Annotated in this window: 4 protein-coding genes; 3 read left to right on the top strand and 1 reads right to left on the bottom strand. The window is 65.7% G+C overall.

Annotated features, from left to right (window positions below; translation table 11 throughout):
- Window positions 1–538 precede the first annotated feature (538 nt).
- Complete coding sequence (locus tag BMY90_RS12220; RefSeq protein WP_092704296.1) at window positions 539–1,498, bottom strand: LacI family DNA-binding transcriptional regulator; 960 nt, start codon at window positions 1,496–1,498, stop codon at window positions 539–541.
- A 394-nt stretch (window positions 1,499–1,892) separates the two neighbouring features.
- Between BMY90_RS12220 and pgmB the strand changes: the two genes are divergently transcribed.
- The 3 genes from pgmB to BMY90_RS12200 all read left to right on the top strand — a co-directional run bounded on the left by pgmB (window position 1,893) and on the right by BMY90_RS12200 (window position 9,088).
- A complete protein-coding gene (gene pgmB / locus BMY90_RS12210; protein WP_245735033.1) occupies window positions 1,893–4,949 on the top strand; it encodes a beta-phosphoglucomutase in 3,057 nt (1,018 codons plus the stop codon).
- 58 nt (window positions 4,950–5,007) lie between these two features.
- Entirely contained in the window at window positions 5,008–7,521 is a 2,514-nt protein-coding gene (locus BMY90_RS12205; RefSeq protein WP_092704260.1) for a TonB-dependent receptor, read from the top strand.
- Window positions 7,522–7,819: 298 nt separating this feature from the next.
- Entirely contained in the window at window positions 7,820–9,088 is a 1,269-nt protein-coding gene (locus BMY90_RS12200; RefSeq protein ID WP_245735032.1) for an MFS transporter, read from the top strand.
- The last annotated feature ends 33 nt before the right edge of the window (window positions 9,089–9,121 follow it).

The following is a 9,121-nucleotide window of genomic DNA, read 5'->3' as shown; positions in this document are numbered from 1 at the left end:
CGAGTCACTTTCTCTCGCTTGCCCGAGAGAAAGTAACCCAAGAGAGGGGCACCCTGCGTTCGCGCCCACCGGCTCTGCGAGCCGGCGGGTCCGCGCCCGGCTACGGGGGTTCGCCGACAGGGCTCCTGCCCTGGCGTCGAACTGGCCGGCATCCATGCCGACCACCCTGCGGGCCTGATCCTCCGCCGCGCGCCGCTTCTCGAAGGGTTGGAAGAGCCGCGCACCGCAGCGTCGAATTCAATCACGCGAGCTTGCCCTTCCTAGCCCTCGGTTATCGGTGACGGCGCGGTGTGGCCGCGCGTGTAACAGGAAGAGCCACCTCTATTCCAAAAAGCCTCGACCGATCAGGCTTGTAGGGTCGGCGGGTCCCACAGGCCCTTTCTCTGGGTTACGTCTCTTTGGGCCAGCAAAGAGAGGTAACTCGGGCGCCGGCAGGCGCTCGAAAGCCCGCCGCAGGCGAGCCACCCATCGACCAAGTCAGAACGAGCGAAAGCCCCCACAGACAAGCCAACATGCGACCACCCAAACCCCAAAAAAATCAGGTCGCGCGAACAATCAACGAAGTCGGCAACATCTGGGATGCCACCGCCTGCCCCTGGATCAGCGCCAGCACCTTGCGCGCCAGCAGCACCCCGCCTTCCTGCCAGTTCTGCCGCACGGTGGACAACGGCGGCAAAAAGCTGGCGCCCAGCGGGGTGTCGTCGTAGCCCACCACCGACACATCGTTGGGTACCGACAAACCCAGTTCCACCAGCGCGCGGATCGCGCCCATCGCCAGCAAGTCGCTGCAGGCGAAGATCGAATCGAAATGCACCTTGCGGCTGGCCAGCGAGCGCACCGCGTCGGCACCCGAATCCAGCGTCCAGTCCACCCGTTGCAGCAGCAACGGCTTGATGCCGTGACCGGCCAGTTCGTCGACGAAGCCGTGCAGGCGCTGCGCCATTTCCGGGTGATCGGAATTGCCGATGAACACCGGGCGGCGCCGTCCGATCGAGAGGAACCGCTCGGCCACACTGATGCCGCCCTGGCGATTGTCGCTGCCCACCACGATGTGGTTGTCGTGGTCGCCTTCCGCGCCCCACACCGCCATCGGCAAGCCCATCTTGTCGTACAACTTGACCGCGTCCTGGCGCACGCCCTGGCCGAGCAGGATCACCCCGTCGGCCGCCTGCACCGCGGCATTCGCGGCACCTTGGCGGGTGGTCAGCAGCACGCTGTAGCCGGCTGAAGTCAGCTCCTGCGAAATGCCGCCCAGCAGTGACAGCGGGTACGGATCCCACATGGTGCGGCTGGACGAGGGCGTCATTTCCACGATCACCGCCACCGTGTGGCTGCGCCGCAAGCGCAGATTGCGCGCACTGACGTTGAGCTTGTAACCGTGCTTGCGCGCCAGCGCCTGGATGCGCTCGCGGGTATCGAGAGTGACCAGCGGGCTGTCGGCCAGCGCCCGCGAGATGGTGATCTTGGACACTCCGGCCAGCTTGGCCAGATCCGCCATGGTCGGGCTGGGGCGCACCGCCACCGGCTGCTTCTTCTTGACCGGGCTCAAGCCATGCCCTCCGCACGATGGCGGGATAGCCGCGCTGCGGGCATCCCGTGCCGGCATCCGTCGAGGTCCAACTGGCTTTTTCGCGACGGCGGCATGGGCTCCACGGCTTCGGCGGGATCCGCAGCAGAAGTGCGGATCGATCAAGGGCGCCCCAGTGTCGCCCGCCATCGAGAGGTATTCAACGGGCGGGCGTGGAATGGCGTCCGACGGCCATAGTCGCAACCGTCATCACGGCGAATGATATCGATAACTTGATATCGATATCATTCGCTCGTATGCTCCGCCCGAATGCGTCATTCCGGCCGCCGATGGCGTAGCCGATATCCACTGAGGGGAGTTCTGCGTGCAAGATCGTGATGTGCCATCGGCCACGGCCAGCCGCCATGCGGACATGACTTCGCATGGCGGCAGCGCGGGCGCCATCGACCCGAGCGCCATTGACCCATGGCGACTGGTTCGCACCGATCACGATCCGGCCCGCGCCGCGCATCACGAAAGCCTGTTTGCCCTAGCCAACGGCACGCTGGGCGTGCGTGGCGGCCTGGAAGAAGTGCCCAGCCCCAGCCAGGGCAGCTTCCTCACCGGTGTGTGGGAACGCACGCCGATCGAATATCACGAACGCTTCCCCGGCTTCGCCCGCCACACCGACACCCGCTTGCCGGTGGTCGATGGCACCCGCATCGGCCTGCGCCTGGGCGACCAGCCGGTCGATCTGGCCGCGGGGGAATGGCAGGACTTCGAACAGTCGCTGGACCTGCGCACTGGCTGCCTGCGCCACCACCTGCGCTGGCGCTCGCCGGCCGGCGCCACGTTGGAGATCGATGCCGAACGCATCGTGCCGTGGCACGCCGCCGGCCTGCTGTGCATTCGCTACCGCGTACGCTCGGTCGACTATCGCGGCCTGCTCACGCTCGATTCGAGCCTGACCGCTGATGGGGCCGCCATCGGCCAGGGCGACGACCCGCGCATCGGCGCACGCATCGACGGCGGCCTGGCACTTGCTGCATCGAGCGCCGACGCCTCCGGCGCCACGGTATGCCAGGCCACCCGCCACAGCGACATCCGGCTGGCCTGCGCCCAGCGTCATCGTCTGGCGGATGGACAACTCGCCTTCGCCAGCGCCGCGATCGACACGCAGGGCGCTCGCCAGCGCTACACCGCGACGCTGGCGCCGGGCGACAGTGTGACCCTGGAAAAATACGTGGCCTACGCCTGCAGCGAACCGGGCGACGGCAGCACCGATGCCACCCTGCTCGACCTGGCCGCCGCCGCGCTGCAACAGGCGCTGGACGAAGCTTTCGAGCAGCACCTCGCGCTGCAAGCAACCGCCTGCGCCGACTACTGGCGCAGCGTCGACCTGGCCATCGACGGCGACCCGGCCACCGAACAGGCGCTGCGCGTGAATCTGTTCCATCTGCGCCAGTCCACCGCCGCCGACGGCCGTGGCAGCGCGGCGGCCAAGAGCCTCACCGGCGAAGGTTACGAGGGCCATTATTTCTGGGACGCCGAAGCCTTCGTGCTGCCGGCGCTGGCCTGCCTCGCCCCCGAACTGGCGCGCGGCATGCTGGATTACCGCATTCGCAAGCTGGACCGCGCGCGTGCCCACGCCCGCGAAATGAACCATGCCCGCGGCGCGCTGTATCCGTGGCGCACGATCAGCGGCGACGAATGTTCCGCCTACTTTCCCAGCGGCTCGGCGCAGTACCACATCAACGCAGCCATTGCCTTCGCATTGCAGCGCTATGTCGAGGCCACCGGCGACGCCGGCGTGCTGCTCGACGGCGGCGCCGAGATGCTGTTCGAGACCGCCCGGCTGTGGCTGCAGGTGGGCAACTACAGTCCGCGCCACGGTGGCGCCTTCTGCATCTGCCAGGTCACCGGGCCGGACGAATACACCGCGCTGGTCGACAACAACCACTACACCAACCGTATGGCGCAACGGCACCTGCGCCACGCCGCCGACGTGGCCGAGTGGCTGGCGCGCGAACAACCCGACACGTACACGCGCCTCGCCGCTGCCATCACGCTGGGCGATACCGACATCGCCGAGTGGCGCCGCGCTGCCGATGCGATGTACCTGCCGGTGGACGAACGGCTGGGCATCTTCCCGCAGGACGATGCCTTCCTCGACAAGCCGCGCCTGCCGCCCGAATTGCGCGACGACGCCGGACATCAACCGCTGCTGCTGCGCCTGCATCCGCTGACGATCTACCGCCACCAGGTCTGCAAGCAGGCCGACGTACTGCAGGCCTTCGTGCTGGCCGGTGACGATGTCGATCGTGACAGCAAGCGCCGCAACTTCGATTACTACGAAGGCGTGACCGTGCATGACTCCACGCTGTCGGCCTCCACCTTCGGCATCGTGGCCAGCGAAGTGGGCTACGCGGACAAGGCGTGGCGCTACTTCCAGGAAGCCTTGCGCGTGGACCTGGACGACCTGCACGGCAACACCGCGCACGGCGTGCACCTGGCCGCGATGGGCGGCAGCTGGCTGGGGCTGACGTGGGGCTTCGGTGGCCTGCGTTGCGTGGATGGCGTGCCGAGCTTCGCACCGACCCTGCCCGCGGCATGGCAGGGCTATCGCTTCGGCATGCGCTGGCGTGGCCGGCAGGTCCGCGTGGCCGTGCAGGCGCAAGGCGTCGAGTACAGCCTGCTCGAAGGCGCGCCGCTGGAGATCCGCCATCACGGTCGCACGCTCATCCTGCGCGTGGATCATCCCGTGACCTGCGCATTGTCCGGCAAGGCCAGCTTCCCGCAATCGTTCAAGGCGGTGATCTTCGATCTCGACGGGGTGATTGCCGATACCGCGGTGGTGCACCACGCGGCGTGGAAGAAGCTCGCCGACGAGATCGGCCTGCCGTTCGACGATGCCGTCGGCGAACGCTTGAAAGGCGTGGATCGCCGTGCCTCGCTGGAGATCCTGCTCGAGAACGCCACGCGCAGCTACAGCGAAGCCGAGAAGGACGCGCTGGCCACGCGCAAGAACGATTACTACCGCCAGCAGATCGAACACTTCGGCCCCGAGAATCTTCTGCCCGGTGCCCGCGAAGCGGTGGCCGCGACACGTCGCGCCGGTCTTAAAACAGCACTGGCCTCGGCCAGCCGCAATGCGCCGCTGCTGCTGGAACGGCTGGGCATCGCCGAGCTGTTCGATTACGTGGTCGATGCCGGGAATATCCGGCACGCCAAGCCCGATCCGGAAATTTTCCTGGCCGCCGCGGCCGGCCTGGGACTCGCCCCGGCCGATTGCCTCGGCGTGGAAGACGCCGCCGCCGGCGTCGCCAGCATCCATGCCGCGGGGATGGCGGCGGTAGGCATCGGCCAGGCGCAGGCCTTGGCGGAAGCGGACAGGCTGCTGCCGAACATTGCAGCGTTCGACATCGGCCAATTCACAACATAAGCGGTCAAGCCGCGCGGGCATCCGCGCTATCACACATTCACGGGTGGGGAGTAACGTAATGAACAGCAAGCAATTGACACGACTGACGCTATCGGCAGCCGTCGCCGCCACACTGATGGCCGGCACGGCCTATGCCCAGGACAGCACGCCGGCACCGGCCACGACTGCCACCAAGCGAGCGGCATCGGCGAAGGCCAATCCGAAGAAGGCGCAGAACCTGGAGCAGGTGGTGGTCACCGGCGTGGCCACCACCGGTGGCGTGCGCAAGATCGACGCCAGCTACTCGATCACCACCGCCAGCTTGGCGCAAATCCAGATGGACAACCCACGCAGCGCGGCCGACCTGCTGAAGATCTCGCCCGGCGTGTGGCCCGAATCCACCGGCGGACAGACCGGAGCCAACATCGAAATCGCCGGCTTCCCGGGCGGTGGCGACGCGCCGTTCTACACCAACCAGATCATGGGCACACCGTTGTACGGCATGCCATCGCTGTCGTTCTTCGAACAGAGCTCGATGTTTCGCCTGGACGACACCGTCGACCACGTGGAAATCCTGCAGGGTGGCCCCTCGGTGGTGTTCGGCGACGGCCAGATCGGCCTCACCTCCAACTACATCCTCAAGCAGGGCACCGATACGCCGTCCGGCGACATCGGCGTGACCTACGGCACCGAGAACCTCAAGCGCGTGGACGGCTTCTACGGCTTCCCGATCGGCAAGAACGGCTGGTACGGCAGCGTAGGCGGCTTCTGGCGCACTTCCGACGGCGTGCGTACCCCGCAATTCCCATCCGACAAGGGCGGCCAGCTCACCGCCACGCTGACCCGCGACTGGGACAGCGGCTCGCTGGTACTGTGGGCACGCGGCCTGGATGATCGCAATCAGTTCATCACGCCGATCCCGCTGATCCAGACCGGCTCGGGCAACTTCTCGCCCTACCCCGGCTTCGACCCTCTGACCGACACCTATTACAGCCGCGCGATGCAACACGTGCACCTGGAGAGCTACCCGGGCGGCGGTACCAACGCCAACCTGGCAGACGGCCGCGGTGCCCAGCTCGGCTTCTTCGGCGGCAACTACGACTGGGATTTCGGCAACGGCTGGACCCTGAGCGACAAGTTCCTCGTCGACGGCGGCAATATGGACACCAACGCGCTGTTCTCCGGCTCCAACCCGCAGACGCTGAGTTCGTGGGAAACCGGTAACGGCGTGCCGGCCGGCATCGCCGCCACCGCCAGCTACACCAACGGTTCGGGCATGGTGACCGACCCCAATGCCGACGTGATCAGTCAAGGCTGGTGGCACATCCACAAGAACCTGAAGAGCGTGGTCAACGACTTCCGCGTGAGCCACGAACTGTTCGAGGGCAACACGCTGACCGCCGGCCTGTACCTGGCGCACTACACCGACAACGACCGCTGGTCACTCGGCAACCCGATGTTGATGACCAACACGCCGAACGCCACGCCGATCGCGGTGAGCTACGTGCAGGGCGGAAAGACCTACTACGTCACCGATGCGCAGGGCCTGATCTACAACGGCGGCTACAACATCACCGAGAACGGCACGGCCACCAACAAGGCGTTCTACCTGTCCGACTCGTGGAAAACCGGCCAGTGGATGTTCGATGCCTCGGCCCGCGTGGAGGACGAGAACGCACGCAACGACGTGTGCAACCTGTCAAACGTCGACATCGACGGCAACGCCAACACCCTCTACGACAACAGCGTGTCGATGTGCAACGGCACCGTTGCACGCACCAACTACAACAAGACCCACACCTCATGGACGTTGGGTGCCACCTACAAGCTTCAGGACAACATGGCGTTGTACGCCCGGGCCAACAAGGGCGCGCACTTCAACAGCTTCGACGACCTGCGCGGCAGCACCACCGGCGACACGCCGCCGCTGCTGAAGATCCAGAACTTCGAGATCGGCTACAAGTACGAAAATCCGCAATTCAGTGCCGACATCTCGTACTACCACCGCCAGTTCGACGGTCTGATCTACCAGCCCTCGTCCTTCGGCGTGCCGTTCGGCAACAAGACCACCTACGGTTCGGACACCAAGGGCCTCAACTTCAAGATCCGCGCGAGCACGCCGGATCAGTTCTTCGGGGTGACCTGGTCGGGCGACTGGATGGATGGCCGCTACTCGCATTTCCAGGGCAACGTGGCGTTCTCCGGCCTGAACGGCATCTTCTACGCCAACATCAACGGCGAGCAACTGCAGCGCCAACCGAGGTTCCAGTTCCGTCTCACCCCTGCGTTCCGCATTCCCACGGCTTACGGCGACCTGCGCTTGTGGGCGACCTGGGAACATGTGGGCAACCACACCCAGGATCAGACCGGCCTGCAGCAACTGGGCAGCTACAACGACTTCAACATCGGTGCGCAGTACAGCTACGGTCCGCACTGGGTATTCACTCTCCTCGGCTCCAACGTCACCGACGCGCTTGGCCTGACCGAATCGAACTCGCGTATCGCCGGTTCGGCGGCCGGTTCCAGTGGTGTGATCCTGGCGCGCCCGCTGGAAGGGCACGAGTACAACCTGCAGGCGAAGTACCAGTTCTGAGGGATCTCTGGTCAAGTCTTTTCTCGTCATCCCAGCAAAGGCTGGGATGACGGCTTGTTCAGACCTTCCCTGGGAGTCCGTCAAAGGACGCTGGCCCGCGGCGACCCCCCTCCCCCAGGCGTCGTCGACCTGCCGGACACCCCTCTATCCGGCAGGTCCGGGGTTGGCATGGCAGATGGCGGCAGTGGCCGCCGCGTGCCATCGTGACTCGCGCGATGAACCCGGCGGCAGGCATACGCCACGTCGCCGGCCTCGGCCCGGAGTCGGCCTTCACCCATCCATCCGCAGGCAGTACCACATGAACCGATTTCGCATGATCGTCGCGCTGGCCCTGATCTACATGGTCTTCGCGATCCTGCTCAACAGTGTGGGCACGGTGATCCTGCAATCCATCTACACGTTCGGCGTGGGCAAGCCGCAGGCCAGCCTGCTGGAACTGTTCAAGGATCTGCCGATCGCCATCACCTCGTTCCTGGTGGCCTCGTTCCTGCCGCTGCTCGGCTACCGCCGCGCGATGATGATCGCGCTGGGCATCGTCACCGTCGCCTGCTCGCTGATGCCGTTGTTCCCCGGCTTCCACACCACCGAGCTGCTGTTCACCTGCATCGGCATTTCGTTCGCGCTGGTCAAGGTCGCTGTGTACTCGTCGATCGGGCTGCTGACCAGCGACAAGGCCGAGCACGGCCGCCTCACCAACACCATCGAAGGCCTGTTCATGGTCGGCGTGCTGGTCGCCGGCTGGCTGTTCAGCGCCTTTGTCGACCGCCGCGCACCGGGTAACCATGCCTGGCTCAACGTGTACTGGCTGCTGGCCGTGGTCTGCGTGCTGGTGATCGTGCTGATCACCGGTTCGCGCATGGACGAATCAGCTGCGCGCAGCGACGAAGGCACATCGGTGCGCGGCTCGCTGCTGGAGATGCTGCACCTGTTCGTGCGCCCGCTGGTTTACGTATTCCTGGCCTCGGCCTTCCTCTACGTGCTGATCGAGCAGAGCTTCGGCACCTGGCTGCCCACCTTCAACAACGAGGTGCTCAAGCTGCCCAACGCGATGAGCATCCAGTTGGCCAGCATCCTCGCCGCGACCACCGCCATCGGTCGCATCGCCGCCGGCCAGGTGCTGCGCCGGGTGCCCTGGTACACCCTGCTGAACCTGTGCGTGCTGGGCATGGGCGTGCTGGTGCTGGTAGTGCTCCCGCTGGCACGTGGCGTGGCGGCGCGCCCGGGCGTAGGCTGGTTCAGTGCGCCTGTCGCCGCCTACCTGATCCCGTTGATCGGCCTGCTGATGGCGCCGATCTATCCGGTCATCAACTCGGTGGTGCTGAGCTCGCTACCCAAGCCGTCGCATGCGGCGATGACCGGGCTGATCGTGATTTTCTCCGCACTGGGCGGCACACTGGGCTCGCGCATCACCGCGATCGTTTTCTCACGTTTCAACGGCATCGATGCGTTCTATTTTTCGCTGGTGCCGATGGTGCTGCTGCTGGTCACGTTGTTCTTCTTCAAGCGCGAGACCAACCGCCACGGCATGGCAGCATCGACGCCGGCCATCCGGCTTGCCGCGAAATAGGTTTCGCATCCATCAGGCGCCATGGACGACGCC

Origin of the sequence: Rhodanobacter glycinis (assembly GCF_900114325.1) — a bacterium.
In the GTDB taxonomy this organism is placed as follows: Bacteria; Pseudomonadota; Gammaproteobacteria; order Xanthomonadales; family Rhodanobacteraceae; genus Rhodanobacter_A; species Rhodanobacter_A glycinis.
The sequence above is the reverse complement of the archived record's forward strand: the minus strand, read 5'-3'. Positions and strand labels throughout refer to the sequence as shown.